At 67.0% G+C, this 14,081-nt stretch carries 13 protein-coding genes and 1 tRNA gene; 9 read left to right on the forward strand and 5 right to left on the reverse strand.

Translation table 11 applies throughout. The features are described from left to right. The first annotated feature begins 84 nt into the window (after positions 1-84). The 6 genes from petA to LRS14_RS16405 all read left to right on the forward strand — a co-directional run bounded on the left by petA (position 85) and on the right by LRS14_RS16405 (position 4,317). Complete coding sequence (gene petA, locus LRS14_RS16380; protein ID WP_046111075.1) at positions 85-687, forward strand: ubiquinol-cytochrome c reductase iron-sulfur subunit; 603 nt, start codon at positions 85-87, stop codon at positions 685-687. A gap of 28 nt (positions 688-715) precedes the next feature. Next, entirely contained in the window at positions 716-2,116 is a 1,401-nt protein-coding gene (locus LRS14_RS16385) for a cytochrome bc complex cytochrome b subunit (protein ID WP_046111076.1), read from the forward strand. 25 nt (positions 2,117-2,141) lie between these two features. Then, positions 2,142-2,912, forward strand: a complete 771-nt coding sequence (locus LRS14_RS16390; RefSeq protein WP_046111077.1) for a cytochrome c1 — start codon at positions 2,142-2,144, stop codon at positions 2,910-2,912. Between the two features lie 132 nt (positions 2,913-3,044). Then, a complete protein-coding gene (locus LRS14_RS16395; protein ID WP_046111078.1) occupies positions 3,045-3,656 on the forward strand; it encodes a glutathione S-transferase N-terminal domain-containing protein in 612 nt (203 codons plus the stop codon). A 6-nt stretch (positions 3,657-3,662) separates the two neighbouring features. Continuing rightward, positions 3,663-4,211: a ClpXP protease specificity-enhancing factor gene (locus LRS14_RS16400; RefSeq protein ID WP_257800183.1), complete on the forward strand. Its 549-nt coding sequence runs from the start codon at positions 3,663-3,665 to the stop codon at positions 4,209-4,211. Between the two features lie 30 nt (positions 4,212-4,241). Further along, positions 4,242-4,317: transfer RNA gene (locus LRS14_RS16405), tRNA-Thr, on the forward strand. Positions 4,318-4,336: 19 nt separating this feature from the next. On the opposite strand, the gene LRS14_RS16410 is transcribed toward LRS14_RS16405, so the two are convergent. Continuing rightward, the gene (locus LRS14_RS16410; protein ID WP_257800184.1) at positions 4,337-4,657 is read right to left on the reverse strand and encodes a hypothetical protein; all 321 of its coding nucleotides are present in this window, start codon (positions 4,655-4,657) and stop codon (positions 4,337-4,339) included. 215 nt (positions 4,658-4,872) lie between these two features. On the opposite strand from LRS14_RS16410, the gene secA reads away from it, so the two are divergent. From secA to LRS14_RS16425, 3 genes are all read left to right on the forward strand, one after another. Further along, positions 4,873-7,617, forward strand: coding sequence for a preprotein translocase subunit SecA (gene secA, locus LRS14_RS16415; protein ID WP_257800185.1), 2,745 nt, complete (start codon positions 4,873-4,875; stop codon positions 7,615-7,617). A gap of 50 nt (positions 7,618-7,667) precedes the next feature. Continuing rightward, positions 7,668-8,897 carry a bifunctional glutamate N-acetyltransferase/amino-acid acetyltransferase ArgJ gene (gene argJ, locus LRS14_RS16420; protein ID WP_257800186.1) on the forward strand — a complete coding sequence of 410 codons (1,230 nt, stop codon included), beginning with the start codon at positions 7,668-7,670 and terminating at the stop codon, positions 8,895-8,897. A 111-nt stretch (positions 8,898-9,008) separates the two neighbouring features. Beyond that, positions 9,009-10,349 carry an MFS transporter gene (locus LRS14_RS16425; RefSeq protein WP_257800187.1) on the forward strand — a complete coding sequence of 447 codons (1,341 nt, stop codon included), beginning with the start codon at positions 9,009-9,011 and terminating at the stop codon, positions 10,347-10,349. 43 nt (positions 10,350-10,392) lie between these two features. Here LRS14_RS16425 and ugpQ read toward each other — a convergent pair whose 3' ends face one another. The 4 genes from ugpQ to ugpA are packed head-to-tail and all read right to left on the reverse strand — an operon-like array spanning position 10,393 to position 14,009. Continuing rightward, positions 10,393-11,169 (reverse strand): glycerophosphodiester phosphodiesterase, encoded by a 777-nt coding sequence (gene ugpQ / locus LRS14_RS16430; protein ID WP_257800188.1) that lies wholly within the window; start codon positions 11,167-11,169, stop codon positions 10,393-10,395. A 9-nt stretch (positions 11,170-11,178) separates the two neighbouring features. Next, positions 11,179-12,267, reverse strand: coding sequence for a sn-glycerol-3-phosphate ABC transporter ATP-binding protein UgpC (ugpC, locus tag LRS14_RS16435; RefSeq protein WP_046111085.1), 1,089 nt, complete (start codon positions 12,265-12,267; stop codon positions 11,179-11,181). Positions 12,268-12,276: 9 nt separating this feature from the next. After that, positions 12,277-13,128: a sn-glycerol-3-phosphate ABC transporter permease UgpE gene (gene ugpE / locus LRS14_RS16440; protein WP_046111086.1), complete on the reverse strand. Its 852-nt coding sequence runs from the start codon at positions 13,126-13,128 to the stop codon at positions 12,277-12,279. Continuing rightward, a complete protein-coding gene (ugpA, locus tag LRS14_RS16445) occupies positions 13,128-14,009 on the reverse strand; it encodes a sn-glycerol-3-phosphate ABC transporter permease UgpA (protein WP_046111087.1) in 882 nt (293 codons plus the stop codon). The genes ugpE and ugpA overlap by 1 nt, the downstream gene beginning before the upstream one ends. Between the last annotated feature and the right edge of the window lie 72 nt (positions 14,010-14,081).

The raw sequence follows: 14,081 nt of genomic DNA on the forward strand, positions 1-14,081 counted from the left end.
TCCGTTAGAATCCTGGGTTGCCCCTGACGGAAACCCACGTGTGTTTCTTGTCGCGTCTTCCAGCGAATGCCACCAGAGGACTCCATGAGTGACCAGCAAGTCGACAAAGCCAAACGCACGTGGCTCGTCGCATCCGGATGTGCGGGTGCCGTAGGCGGCATCGCCGTCGCCGTGCCGTTTGTCTCGACGTTCACCCCGTCCGAGCGTGCCAAAGCGGCCGGTGCGCCGGTGGAAGTGGACATCGGCAGCCTGCAGCCGGGCGAGAAGGTGACGGTCGAATGGCGCGGCAAGCCCGTGTGGATCGTCCGCCGCACGCCCGAGCAGATCGAGGCGCTGAAGGCCCTCGGCGGCCAGCTCGCCGACCCCAATTCGGCCCGCAACCCGGCCGAGATCACGCCGATGGAAAGTTGCCGCAACGAGTGGCGCTCCATCAAGCCCGAATACCTGGTGGTGGTGGGCATCTGCACGCACCTGGGCTGCTCGCCCACCGACAAGTTCGTCGCCGGTCCCCAGCCCTCGCTGCCCTCGGACTGGCAGGGCGGCTTCCTCTGCCCGTGCCACGGTTCCACGTTCGACATGGCCGGCCGCGTCTTCAAGAACAAGCCCGCGCCGGACAACCTCGAGGTGCCGCCGCACATGTACTTGTCCGACACGCGCCTGCTGATCGGCGAGGACAAGAAGGCCTGACACCCCCGAACATCCCGAGGCACAACATATGGCGGAATTCAAGCAAGCCCCGGCCGGCGCGCCCTTGTCGCAGCAACTGCTGACGTGGGTCGACAACCGGTTCCCAGCCAGCAAGCTGTACAAGGAGCACCTGTCCGAGTACTACGCTCCGAAGAACTTCAACTTCTGGTACTTCTTCGGCTCGCTGGCGCTGCTGGTGCTGGTCATCCAGATCGTCACCGGCATCTTCCTGGTGATGCATTACAAGCCCGATGCGAACCTGGCGTTCGCCTCGGTCGAATACATCATGCGGGACGTGCCCTGGGGCTGGCTGGTGCGCTACATGCACTCCACCGGCGCCTCGGCCTTCTTCGTGGTCGTGTACCTGCACATGTTCCGCGGCCTGATCTACGGCAGCTACCGCAAGCCGCGTGAGCTGGTGTGGGTGTTCGGCTGCGCCATCTTCCTGTGCCTGATGGCCGAGGCCTTCATGGGCTACCTGCTGCCCTGGGGCCAGATGTCGTACTGGGGCGCGCAGGTGATCGTGAACCTGTTCGCCGCCGTGCCGTTCGTCGGTCCGGACCTGGCGCTGCTGATCCGTGGCGACTACGTGGTGAGCGACGCCACGCTCAACCGCTTCTTCAGCTTCCACGTCATCGCGGTGCCGCTGGTGCTGCTGGGCCTGGTGGTGGCGCACATCATCGCGCTGCATGAAGTGGGCTCCAACAACCCCGACGGCGTGGAGATCAAGGCCAAGAAGGATGCGCAGGGCCGCCCGCTGGACGGCATCCCGTTCCACCCGTACTACACGGTGCACGACATCCTGGGCGTCAGCGTCTTCCTGATGGCCTTCAGCGCGATCATCTTCTTCGCGCCGGAGCTGGGTGGCTACTTCCTCGAGTACAACAACTTCATCCCCGCCGACCCGCTGAAGACGCCGCCGCACATCGCGCCGGTCTGGTACTTCACGCCGTTCTACTCGATGCTGCGCGCCACCACCGACGACCTCGTCAACGTGCTGTGCATCATCATCGGCCTCGCTGCGGTGCTGTCGTTCGTCAAGCTGCGCGCCAGCATGCTGATCAAGGGTGCGGTGCTGGTGGCTGCGGTCATCGCCATCGTGCTGCTCAAGACCTTCGACGCCAAGTTCTGGGGCGTGGTCGTGATGGGCGGCGCCGTGATCATCCTGTTCTTCCTGCCCTGGCTGGACTACAGCCCGGTCAAGTCGATCCGCTACCGCCCCGACTGGCACAAGTACCTGTACGGCATCTTCGTCGTGTTCTTCTTCGTGCTCGGCTACCTCGGCATCCAGCCGCCGTCCACCATCGGCACCATCGTGTCGCAGGTGGGTACGCTGTTCTACTTCGGCTTCTTCCTGCTGATGCCCTGGTGGAGCCAGATCGGCAAGTTCAAGCCGGTGCCCGACCGCGTGGTCTTCAACGCCCACTGACGCGCCGCAGGAGCACCGAAACACCATGAAAAAAATCCTTCTCTCCTTGCTGGCATCGTTGGCGATGTTGTCGGGCGGTGCGCAGGCTGCGGAAGGCGGCCATGCACTCGACCGCTTCCCCACCGAGCGCATGACCGACGTGGCCGCGCTGCAGAACGGCGCCAAGCTGTTCGTCAACTACTGCCTGAACTGCCACTCGGCTTCGTTCATGCGCTACAACCGGTTGCGCGACATCGGCCTGACGGACGACCAGATCAAGACCAAGCTCGCGTTCCCGACGCAAAACGTCGGCGACATGATGAAGTCGGCCATCGATCCAAAGCAGGCCAAGGAATGGTTCGGCGCCACGCCGCCCGACCTGACGGTGATCGCCCGCTCGCGTGCCAGCCACGCCGGCAGCGGTGCGGATTACCTCTACACCTACCTGCGCACCTACTACCGCGACGACACCAAGGCCACCGGCTGGAACAACCTCGCTTTCCCCAGCGTGGGCATGCCCAATCCGCTGTGGGAACTGCAAGGTCAACGCGCCGCCCAGTTCGTCGACGAGCGGGACCCGCACGATGCGTCCAAGACGGTGCACGTGTTCAAGGGTTTCCAACAGCTCACGCCGGGCACCATGAGCCCGACCGAGTTCGACAGCGCGGTGGCCGACCTCGTGGCCTACATGCAGTGGATGGGTGAGCCGCAGCAGAACTACCGGGTGCGCCTGGGCGTGTGGGTGCTGATCTTCCTGGGCTTGTTCACCGTGATCGCCTGGCGCCTGAACGCCGCCTACTGGAAAGACATCAGGTAGTCGTTCCGCGCGACCCGGGGCCGAGAGCGGCCTGGGTCGTCAGCGCAGTGGTGCCGCAGGGCCCACTGCGCTTCGTGTTTTCTGAGCTGAGAGGCTCGCCGTTCGAATTGTTAGAAGAAGGGGCCCGCTGCCATGATGGTGCTTTACTCTGGAACCACCGATCCTTATTCGCACCGCTGCCGCTTCGTGCTGTTCGAAAAGGGAATGGACTTCGAGATCCGCGACGTGGATCTCTTCGCGAAGCCCGAAGACATCGCGCTGATGAACCCGTACAACGAGGTGCCCATCCTCGTGGAGCGCGACCTCATCCTGTACGAGTCGCACATCATCAACGAGTACATCGACGAGCGCTTCCCGCATCCGCAGCTGATGCCCGGCGACCCGGTGGCCCGTGCGCGCGTGCGCCTGTTCCTGCTCAACTTCGAGAAGGAGCTGTTCTCCAACGTCAACCTGCTGGAAAGCCGTGGCGTGAAGGCCACCGAGAAGCAGCTGGAGAAGGCTCGCGCGCAGATCCGCGACCGGCTGACCCAGCTCGCGCCGATCTTCCAGAAGAACAAGTACATGCTGGGTGACGACTTCTCGATGCTGGACGTGGCCATCGCCCCGCTGCTGTGGCGCCTGGACTACTACGGCATCGAACTGTCGAAGAACGCCCTGCCGCTGCTGAAGTACGCCGAGCGCATCTTCTCGCGCCCCGCCTACATCGAGGCGCTGACGCCCTCCGAAAAAGTGATGCGCAAGTAAATCCGCATGACGTCTCCGATCGCTCCCGAAGGGCAGGGCACCTCCACCCGCCCGTACCTGGTTCGTGCGTTGCACGACTGGTGCACCGACAACGGCTTCACGCCCTATGTCGCGGTCTTCGTCGACCGCAGCGTGCAGGTGCCGATGGAGTACGTGAAGAACAACGAGATCGTTCTGAACGTCGGTTTCGAGGCGACCAGCGGCCTGAAGCTCGGCAACGAGTTCATCGAGTTCCGCGCCCGCTTCGGCGGGCAGCCGCGCGACATCGTGGTGCCGATCGATCATGTGGTGGCGATCTATGCGCGCGAGAACGGCCAGGGCATGGCCTTCCCGATGCCCACTGAAAGCACGACCGGGCCGCTGGCGGCCGACGAGGCGGTGACCCTGCCACCCGAACAGAACGAGCCGCCCAGTCCGACCCCGCTGCCCGGTGCAGGCGGGGTGCGCGGACTGCGCCTGGCGTCCGAATCCGAGGGTGATGCAGAGTCACGCGACGACGAACCGCCCGAGCCGCCCGCCGGTGGCAGCCGGCCTTCGCTCAAGCGCATCAAGTAAGCGCCGCGCCTAGAATTTGTTGCAAGCCGTGCCGGCTTAGCTCAGTTGGTAGAGCACCCGCCTTGTAAGCGGAAGGTCTTCGGTTCGATTCCGAAAGCCGGCACCACCCGCCTGCCAAGCCTGCGTCAGCCCCCGTTCATCACGCGGATGCGGATGGCCGGCGTGGGCAGGCCGGCTTCGCGCAACAGGTCGTCAAAGCGCGGCAGCATCTGGCGCAGCTTGGCGCCGACGGCGGTGTTGCTCACCAGCAGCGCCCAGCCCTCTTCATCCACCGGGCCCGGGCGCACGTGGCGGCGCAGTGCGGGCGGCAAGGCCGGCTCGATGGCGCGGAAGCGCTCGTTCGATGCCTGCACCCGTTCCACCAGGCGCGCCAGGGGCGCGCTGCCCTCCAGGGCCTCGCTGATCGGGCGTGTCAGCGGCATGCCGCCGCGGGGTTGCTGTGCCATCGGTGCAGTCTAGCCCCGGTGATAGACTCGTTCGGCTTTGCGCCCCAGCGTTTGTCGTGACCGGCAAGCTGCTGTCCGCCTTGCGCCGCAAGGCAGCCGGGCGTTGCAAATCCGGCCTGCACCCCCCAGGTGCAGCGCTCGCGCCGCGTCGGCCCCTCCGGTCAACAGGCCCTGTACGGGTCGGCCGGCTTCTCTCCTTCCAGCTCGTTCAGCGCATGTTGCCTAAGCTTCTCACTTCGATTTTCGGTAGTCGCAACGATCGGCTGATCAAGCAGTTCCGGGCGGTGGTGCAGCAGATCAATGCACTGGAGCCGCAGTTCGAAAAACTCGACGACGCCGGCCTGCGCGCCAAGACCGACGAGTTTCGAGACCGGCTGGCCAAGGGCGAGACGCTCGACGCCCTGCTGCCCGAGGCCTTCGCCACCGTGCGTGAAGGCAGCAAGCGCAGCCTGAAGATGCGCCACTTCGACGTGCAGCTGATCGGCGGCATGACGCTGCACCAGGGCAAGATCGCCGAAATGCGCACCGGCGAGGGCAAGACGCTGATGGCCACGCTGCCCGTTTACCTGAATGCGCTCGCCGGCAAGGGCGTGCACGTGGTGACGGTCAACGACTACCTCGCCCGCCGCGACGCGGAGTGGATGGGCCGGCTGTACAACTTCCTCGGCCTGACCGTGGGCGTGAACGTGCCCGGCATGAGCCGCGAGGAGAAGCAGGCCGCCTACAACGCCGACGTCACCTACGGCACCAACAACGAGTTCGGCTTCGACGTGTTGCGCGACAACATGGTCTACGAGGTGGCCGACCGGGTGCAGCGAAAGCTCAACTACGCCATCGTCGACGAGGTGGACTCCATCCTGATCGACGAGGCCCGCACGCCGCTGATCATCAGCGGCCAGGCGGAGGACCACACCGAGCTGTACGTGCGCATCAATGCCGTGGTGCCGCTGTTGAAGAAGCAGATCGGCGAGGCCGATCCACGCACCGGCGAGGGCGTGATCGAGCCCGGCGACTTCACGGTGGACGAGAAGAGCCACCAGGTGTTCCTGACCGAAGACGGCCATGAGAACGCCGAGCGCATCCTGGCTGAAGCCGGCCTGCTGGCCGAAGGTGCCAGCCTGTACGACCCGGCCAACATCACGCTGATGCACCATGTGTACGCCGCGCTGCGTGCACGCCACCTCTACAACCGCGACCAGCACTACGTGGTGCAGAACGGCGAGGTGGTGATCGTCGACGAATTCACCGGCCGCCTGATGACCGGCCGCCGCTGGAGCGACGGCCTGCACCAGGCGGTGGAAGCCAAGGAAGGCGTGAAGATCCAGAGCGAGAACCAGACGCTCGCCTCGATCACCTTCCAGAACTACTTCCGGATGTACGCCAAGCTGTCGGGCATGACCGGCACGGCCGACACCGAAGCCTACGAGTTCCAGGAGATCTATGGCCTGGAAACGGTGGTCATCCCGCCGAACAAGCCCACCATCCGCAAGGACGAACTGGACCTGGTCTACAAGACCAACAAGGAGAAGTTCAACGCGGTGATCGAGGACATCCGCGACGCGCACACCCGCGGCCAGCCGGTGCTGGTGGGCACCACCTCGATCGAGAACTCCGAGCTCATCTCCAACCTGCTGGCGGCTGCCAAGCTGCCGCATCAGGTGCTGAACGCCAAGCAGCACGCCAAGGAAGCGGAGATCGTGGCGCAGGCGGGCCGGCCGGGTGTCATCACCATCGCCACCAACATGGCAGGCCGCGGCACCGACATCGTGCTGGGCGGCAACGTCGAGAAGCAGGTGCAGATCCTGGAGGCGGACGAGAGCGTGCCCGCCGACGAGAAGGCGCGCCGCATCGAGCAGCTGAAGGCCGAGTGGCAAAGCCTGCACGACAAGGTGAAGGGCGAGGGCGGCCTGCGCATCATCGCCACCGAGCGGCATGAGTCGCGCCGCATCGACAACCAGCTGCGCGGCCGCGCCGGCCGCCAGGGCGACCCGGGGTCGTCGCGCTTCTACCTGTCGCTGGAAGATCCGCTGATGCGCATCTTCGCCGGTGACCGTGTGCGCGCCATCATGGACCGGCTGAAGATGCCCGAGGGCGAGGCCATCGAGGCCGGCATCGTCTCGCGCAGCATCGAAGGCGCGCAGCGCAAGGTGGAAGCGCGCAACTTCGACGTGCGCAAGCAACTGCTGGAATACGACGACGTCGCGAACGACCAGCGCAAGGTCATCTACCAGCAGCGCAACGAGATCCTGGAAGCCTCCTCGGTGGAGGAGCAGATCGTCAACCTGCGCCGCAGTGCGCTGGCTTCGGTGGTGCGCACCTACGTGCCCGAAGGCAGCCTGGAAGAGCAGTGGGACCTGGACGGCCTGGAGAAGACGCTGCGCGACGAGTGGCAGCTCGAGGTGTCGCTGAAGGCGATGGTGGAGTCCAGCGACAGCGCCACCGACGAGGACATCGAGGAGCGCGTGGTCAAGGCGGCCGACGAGGTCTTCGACGCCAAGGTGGCCATCGTCGGCAAGGAGCAGTTCACGCCGTTCATGCGCATGGTGCTGCTGCAGTCCATCGACAGCCACTGGCGTGAGCACCTGGCTTCGCTGGACTACCTGCGCCAGGGCATCCACCTGCGCGGCTATGCGCAGAAGAACCCGAAGCAGGAATACAAGCGCGAGGCCTTCGAGCTGTTCTCGCAGATGCTGGACCTGGTGAAGATGGAAGTCACCCGCGTGCTGCTGACGGTGCGCATCCAGTCGCAGGACCAGGTGGCCCAGGCCGCCGAGGCCATCGAGCAGAGCGCCAGCGAGCTGGGCCAGGTGACCTACACCCATCCGAACGAGGACGGCTCGGTGTCGCAGGAAACCGAAGGCGGCAACCTCGCGGACAACCTGCCGCGCGTCGGCCGCAACGACCCCTGCCCCTGCGGCAGCGGCAAGAAATACAAGCAGTGCCACGGCCGGCTGAGCTGATCCGCCGCCGCCTGATACCGCACCTGCACTGACCCGAACGGAGGCCGCCGATGCCCGTGAACCTGCAAGCGCCCAACCCCGCCGACCTGAAACCCGTGGCGGGCGTGAAGATCGGCATCGCCATGGCCGGCATCCGCAAGGCCAACCGCAAGGACCTGGTGGTCTTCGCGCTGGATGAAGGCACGCAGGTGACCGGCGTGTTCACCCGCAACCGCTTCTGCGCCGCGCCGGTGCAGGTGGGCCAGGCGCACCTGGCAGCCGGCCAGGGCATCCGCGCGCTGGTGATCAACACCGGCAATGCCAACGCCGGCACGGGTGACGACGGCCTGCAGCGTGCCCGCGCCACCTGCACTGCCGCTGCTCGGCTGATGCAGCTCGCGCCCGAGCAGGTGCTGCCGTTCTCCACCGGCGTGATCATGGAAACCCTGCCGGTGGATCGCATCGAGGCGGGCCTGCCCGCTGCTTTGGCCGACCTGCGCGTCGACGGCTGGGCCGACGCGGCGCAAGGCATCATGACCACCGACACGCTGCCCAAGGCCGCTTCGCGCCAGGTGCAGGTGGGGGGCCGCACCGTCACGGTGACCGGCATCGCCAAGGGCGCGGGCATGATCCGCCCGAACATGGCCACGATGCTGAGCTACGTCGCCACCGATGCCGTGGTCGATCCCGCGCTGATGCAGCCGCTGGTGCGCGAGGCGGCCGACCTGAGCTTCAACCGCATCACCATCGACGGCGACACCTCGACCAACGATTCCTTCGTGCTCATCGCCACCGGCCAGGCCGGCCATGCGCCGGTGACTTCGCTGGACGGCGCCGACGGCCGTGCGCTGCGCGACGCCGTGGTGGCCGTGGCCACCGAGCTGGCGCAGGCCATCGTGCGCGATGGCGAGGGCGCCACCAAGTTCATCACCGTGCAGGTGGACGGCGGCCGCACGGCGGACGAGTGCAAGCTGGCGGCCTATGCCATCGCGCATTCGCCGCTGGTCAAGACGGCCTTCTTCGCCAGCGACCCGAATCTCGGCCGCATTTTGGCCGCCGTGGGTTATGCCGGCATCGACGACCTGGACCAGTCGAGGATCGACCTGTTCCTGGACGACGTGCATGTGGCCCGCGCCGGCGGCCGTCACCCCGGCTACCAGGAAGCCGATGGCCAGCGTGTGATGAAGCAGAGCGAAATCACCGTGCGGGTGGACCTGCACCGCGGCGATGCCCAGGCCACGGTATGGACCTGCGATCTCTCGCACGACTACGTCAGCATCAACGCCGACTACCGCAGCTGATATTCGCCAGGCTGGCGGCTTGCAGCGCCTCGCATGGCGCTGTTAGCGTGGGGGATTGGCATGGCAGCGCCCACGAGGCGCGCCGCCGCTCCTTCCGCGAGACCCGAGCCCATGAAGCTGCTGCTTCCGCGTCTGCCGGCCGCCTGGCTGCGCCGGCTGCAATTGCCGCCCACCGACCTGCTGCGCAACGCAGCGTACCGGCGCCTGTTCATCTCCATCCTGTGCAGTTCCCTGGGCGGGCAGGTGACGATGCTGGCCCTGCCGCTCACCGCTGCGCTGCTGCTGCATGCCACGCCCACGCAGATGGGCTGGCTCACGGCGATGGAGGTGCTGCCCTTCGTGCTGTTCTCGCTGCCCTCCGGCGTGTGGCTGGACCGCGTGCGCAAGCTGCCGGTGTACGTGGCGGGCGAGTTCTCGCTGGCGCTGGCGGTGCTCACCGTGCCGGCGGCCTGGGCGCTGGGCTGGCTCAGCATCGAATGGCTCTACGTGGTGGGCTTCATGATCGGCACGGTGTACACCGTGGCCGGCACTGCCGCGCAGATCGTGCTCACCCAGGTGGTGCCGCGCGAGCGGCTGGTGGAGGCGCATGCCAAGAATGCGCTGGCCACGTCGGGCGCCGAGGTGGCCGGGCCCGGCCTGGCCGGCGCACTGATCAAGATGGTGGGCGCGCCGATGGCGTTGCTGATCGATGCGGTGCTGCTGCTGCTGTCGGTGGGCATCCTGCGCGGCGTGCGCGTGGCGGAGCAACGCCAGCCGCGCTCCGGCGCCCGGTTCTGGCCGGAGCTGAAGGACGGCCTGCGCTTCGTCGCGCATCACCGGTTGCTGGTGGCGCTGGCCCTGGCCGTGGGCGGCTGGCAGATGTGCCACCACGCGGCCCTGGTGGTGCAGATCCTGTACGCCACGCGCGAGCTGGGCATGTCGGAGCGCGCGATCGGCCTGGCCTACGTGGCGATGGGCGCCGGCACGGTGCTGGCCAGCACGCTGGGCCACCGCATCAGCCAGCATGTGGGGCCGGGGCCCTGCCTGACGCTGGGCATCGGCTCCTGCAGCATCGGTTGGCTGCTGGCGGCGCTGGTGCCGCCGGGCTCGGCCGGCGTGGCCGCGTTCGTGCTGATGCTGATGCTGTTCGGCACCGGCGCGGTGCTCATCTTCATCAACTTCCTGGCGCTGCGGCAGGCGGTGACGCCCGAGCCCATGCTGGGCCGCATGACCAGCACCATGCGCTGGTTGATCATCCTGCCGGCCGGGCCGGGGGCGTTGTTGGGCGGCTGGCTGGGCGAGCATGTGGCGCTGCGCGCCGCGTTGCTGTTCGCCGGCCTGTGTGCCCTGCTGCTGGCGGTGGTGGCCGCGCGCCATCCGGTGATCCGCTCGGTGCGCAGCCTGCCGGCCCAGGCCGCGCCACCGGCCACGGGCGCCGAAGCCGCGGCCGATGCCATGCCGCTGAAGGCCTAGCAGGCGCGGCGTGTGCGGTGGTCGTCCATCGGCCGAGGGGTGGTCAATCGGCCGTGCCGTGCGCCACCGGCGCGAAGCGGTCCACCGCATCGGTGATCACGCCGTCGATGCCGGCGGCCTCGAGCTGCCGCGCGGCGTCGCCGTCGTTCACCGTGTAGCACAGCGCCCGCAGGCCGGCACCATGGATGCGGGCGATCACCGCGGCGTCCAGCGCCCGGTGGTTGGCCACCAAGGCCACGCAGCCGAGCGCCAGCGCTTCGTCCAGCCAGCCTTCACGCAGGCTGTCCAGCAGCAGCGCGCGCGGCACCTCCGGCGCGGTGTCGCGCGCCCCGGCCAGGGCCGCGGGCTGGAAGGAGCTGAAGAGCGGCGGCGGGGCTTGGTGCCGCGACGCCCACAGGCGCAGCACCTGCTGGCCCACGACCTCGCCGGTACGGCGTTCGGTGCCCGGCGTGGGCTTGATCTCGATGTTCAGCGCAAAGCCGTTGCGCATCACATAGGCGGCGATGGCGTCCAGCCGCGGCAGGGGTTCGCCGGCGAAGTGCCGTGAATGCCAGCTGCCGGCGTCCAGCCGTGAGAGGTCTTCCCACGTGAGATCGCCGGCAGTGCCTGCGCCGTTGGTGGTGCGTTCCAGCGTGGCGTCATGCAGCAGGAAGGGCACGCCGTCGGCGCTGAGCTTCACGTCGCATTCAAACGCGCGGTAGCCGTACGAGGCGCCATGGCGGAACGCGGCCAGGGTGTTCTCCGGCGCCAGCTTGCCGGCACCGCGGTGAGCGATCCAGCGCGGGTAGGGCCAGGCGGCGCTGGCGTCAAACGGCAGCACGGCGCGACCTCAGGTGCCGGCCACGCGGTGGTGCGTGCCGGCATCGAACCAGTGCAGGTGCTTGGCCTGGACCACCAGCTGCACCGTCTGGCCGAGCGCGGGCGCGCGATCGCCGCTGTCCACCCGCACCGTCACCAGGTCGGCACCGGGGGCCATGCGGCCATAGATCAACCGTTCCGCGCCCAACGTCTCGATCATCTCCACCGTCAGCGGCCAGCCGCTGTGGCCGTTGGGGCCTTCGGCAATGGTGAGGTGCTCCGGCCGCACGCCCAGGATCAGCTCGCCAGCGCGCGGCGCGGTGGCCGGCAGCGACAGCGACACGCCCCCCACCGTGAAGCGCGAGCCGTCCGCCGTGCCGGGGACCAGGTTCATCGGCGGCGAACCGATGAAGCCGGCCACGAAGGTGGTGGCCGGGCGCGTGTACACCTCGTCGGGCGTGCCGATCTGCTCCATGCGGCCGGCGTTCATCACGATCATGCGCTGCGCCAGCGTCATCGCCTCGACCTGGTCGTGGGTGACGAACAGCGAGGTGACGCCCAGCTCCCGGTGCAGCTTCTGGATCTCCAGCCGGGTCTGCGCGCGCAGCTTGGCATCCAGGTTGGACAGCGGCTCGTCGAACAGGAACACCTGCGGCTGCCGCACGATGGCCCGGCCCATGGCCACCCGCTGGCGCTGGCCGCCCGACAGCTGCCGCGGCTTGCGCTGCAGCAGCGCACCCAGCTCCAGGATCTTGGCGGCCTTCTGAACCCGCGCCTCGATCTCGGCCGGCGGCACCTTGGCGATCTTCAGGCCATAGGCCATGTTGGCGTAGACCGTCATGTGCGGATACAGCGCGTAGTTCTGGAAGACCATCGCGATGTCGCGCTCCGACGGCTCGATGTCGTTGACCACCCGGCCCCCGATGCCGATCTCGCCGCCGCTGATCTCCTCCAGCCCGGCCACCATGCGCAGCAGCGTGCTCTTGCCGCAGCCCGAAGGCCCGACGATGACGACGAACTCGCCGTCCGTGATCTCCGCATTCACGCCGTGGATCACCTGCAGCGCACTGGCACCCGTGCCATAGCGCTTGACCACGTTGCGGATCGAAATGGCTCCCACTGTGTTGTCCTATTTCTCGGTATCGACCAGGCCCTTGACGAACCACTTCTGCATCAGCATGACCACCAGCGCGGGCGGAATCATCGCCAGCATTGCGGTGGCCATGATGAGGTTCCACTCGTTGCCGGCTTCGCCGCCGGCGATCATCCGCTTGATGCCGATCACCACCGGGTACATGTCTTCCTGGGTGGTGACCAGCAGCGGCCACAGGTACTGGTTCCACCCGTAGATGAACTGGATGACGAACAGCGCCGCGATGCTGGTGGTGGACAGCGGCACCAGCACATCCTTGAAGAAGCGCAGCGGCCCGGCGCCGTCGATGCGCGCGGCCTCCACCAGCTCGTCCGGCACCGTCATGAAGAACTGCCGGAACAGGAACGTGGCCGTGGCCGAGGCGATCAGCGGCACGGTCAGGCCTGCATAGGTGTTGAGCATGCCCAGGTCGCTCACCACCTTGTAGGTGGGCCCGATGCGCACTTCCACCGGCAGCATCAGCGTGACGAAGATGGCCCAGAAGAACAGCTTGCGGAACGGGAACTGGAAGTACACCAGCGCAAAGGCCGACAGCAGCGAAATGGCGATCTTGCCGATGGCGATGACCAGCGCGCTGATCAGGCTCACCATCATCATGCGGCCCACGGCGGCATTGGAGCCGCCGCCCGAGCCGGTGCCGAACAGCGCGGTGCGGTAGTTGTCGATCAGGTGCGCGCCCGGCAGCAGCGGCATCGGCTGCTGCACCACGTCCTGCGAGGTGTGGGTGGAGGCGACGAAGGTGAGATACACCGGGAACGCGACGATCGCCACGCCCAGCAACAGGATCACGTGGGCCAGGATGCCCCAGGTGCTACGGCGCTCGACCATCAGTAGTTCACTTTCTTCTCGACGAACTTGAACTGCACCACCGTCAGCGCGATGACGATCACCATCAGCACCACCGACTGCGCGGCCGAGCCGCCCAGGTCCAGCGCCTTGAAGCCGTCGTAGTACACCTTGTAGACCAGGATCGCGGTGTCCTTGCCCGGGCCACCCTGGGTGGCTGCGTCCACGATGGCGAAGGTGTCGAAGAAGGCGTACACCACGTTGATCACCAGCAGGAAGAACGTGGTGGGCGACAGCAGCGGGAACTGGATCGTCCAGAACCGGCGCCACGGGCGTGCACCGTCGATGGCGGCCGCCTCGATCAGCGACTTGGGGATGCTCTGCAACCCCGCCACGAAGAACAGGAAGTTGTAGGAGAGCTGCTTCCACACCGCCGCCATGACGATCAGCGTCATCGCATGGCCGCTGTTGAGCAGGTGGTTCCAGTCGAAGCCCAGCGCGCCCAGCGCATACGACACCACGCCGATGCTGGGCGCGAACATGAAGAGCCACAGCACACCGGCCACCGCGGGCGCCACCGCATACGGCCAGATCAACAGCGTGCGATAGAAGGTGGTGCCGCGCACCACGCGGTCGGCGAACACCGCCAGCACCAGCGAGATGATGATGCCCAGCGAAGCCACCAGCACCGAGAACACGGCCGTGGTGCTGAAGGATTCAAGGTAGGTGGGGTCGTCCCACAGGCGCTGGAAGTTCTCCAGGCCCACCCATTCCACCGAGGTGCCGAAGGCATCCGACTGCTGGAACGACTGGACGAGCGCCTGGCCCGCGGGCCAGAAGAAGAAGATCAGGATGACCGCCAGCTGCGGGGCCAGCAGGGCCCACGGCAGCCAGCGTGAACGGAAGACGACTCGTTTTTCCATGGGCGCGGCGGCGGTGCCGGCTTGTAGTTGTTGTTGTCATTGTCGCGCCCTGCAGCGCCGCGTCCTCCTCGT

The organism is Aquincola sp. J276, from assembly GCF_024700035.1.
GTDB classification, from domain to species: domain Bacteria; phylum Pseudomonadota; class Gammaproteobacteria; order Burkholderiales; family Burkholderiaceae_C; genus Aquincola; species Aquincola tertiaricarbonis.

Coding starts and splice junctions, on each gene's coding strand:
- LRS14_RS16410 (WP_257800184.1), bottom strand. CDS start 4,657: ATGGCACAGCAACCCCGCGGCGGCATGCCGCTGACACGCCCGATCAGC.
- secA (WP_257800185.1), top strand. CDS start 4,873: ATGTTGCCTAAGCTTCTCACTTCGATTTTCGGTAGTCGCAACGATCGG.
- LRS14_RS16390 (WP_046111077.1), top strand. CDS start 2,142: ATGAAAAAAATCCTTCTCTCCTTGCTGGCATCGTTGGCGATGTTGTCG.
- LRS14_RS16425 (WP_257800187.1), top strand. CDS start 9,009: ATGAAGCTGCTGCTTCCGCGTCTGCCGGCCGCCTGGCTGCGCCGGCTG.
- argJ (WP_257800186.1), top strand. CDS start 7,668: ATGCCCGTGAACCTGCAAGCGCCCAACCCCGCCGACCTGAAACCCGTG.
- ugpE (WP_046111086.1), bottom strand. CDS start 13,128: ATGGTCGAGCGCCGTAGCACCTGGGGCATCCTGGCCCACGTGATCCTG.
- LRS14_RS16395 (WP_046111078.1), top strand. CDS start 3,045: ATGATGGTGCTTTACTCTGGAACCACCGATCCTTATTCGCACCGCTGC.
- petA (WP_046111075.1), top strand. CDS start 85: ATGAGTGACCAGCAAGTCGACAAAGCCAAACGCACGTGGCTCGTCGCA.
- LRS14_RS16385 (WP_046111076.1), top strand. CDS start 716: ATGGCGGAATTCAAGCAAGCCCCGGCCGGCGCGCCCTTGTCGCAGCAA.
- ugpA (WP_046111087.1), bottom strand. CDS start 14,009: ATGGAAAAACGAGTCGTCTTCCGTTCACGCTGGCTGCCGTGGGCCCTG.
- LRS14_RS16400 (WP_257800183.1), top strand. CDS start 3,663: ATGACGTCTCCGATCGCTCCCGAAGGGCAGGGCACCTCCACCCGCCCG.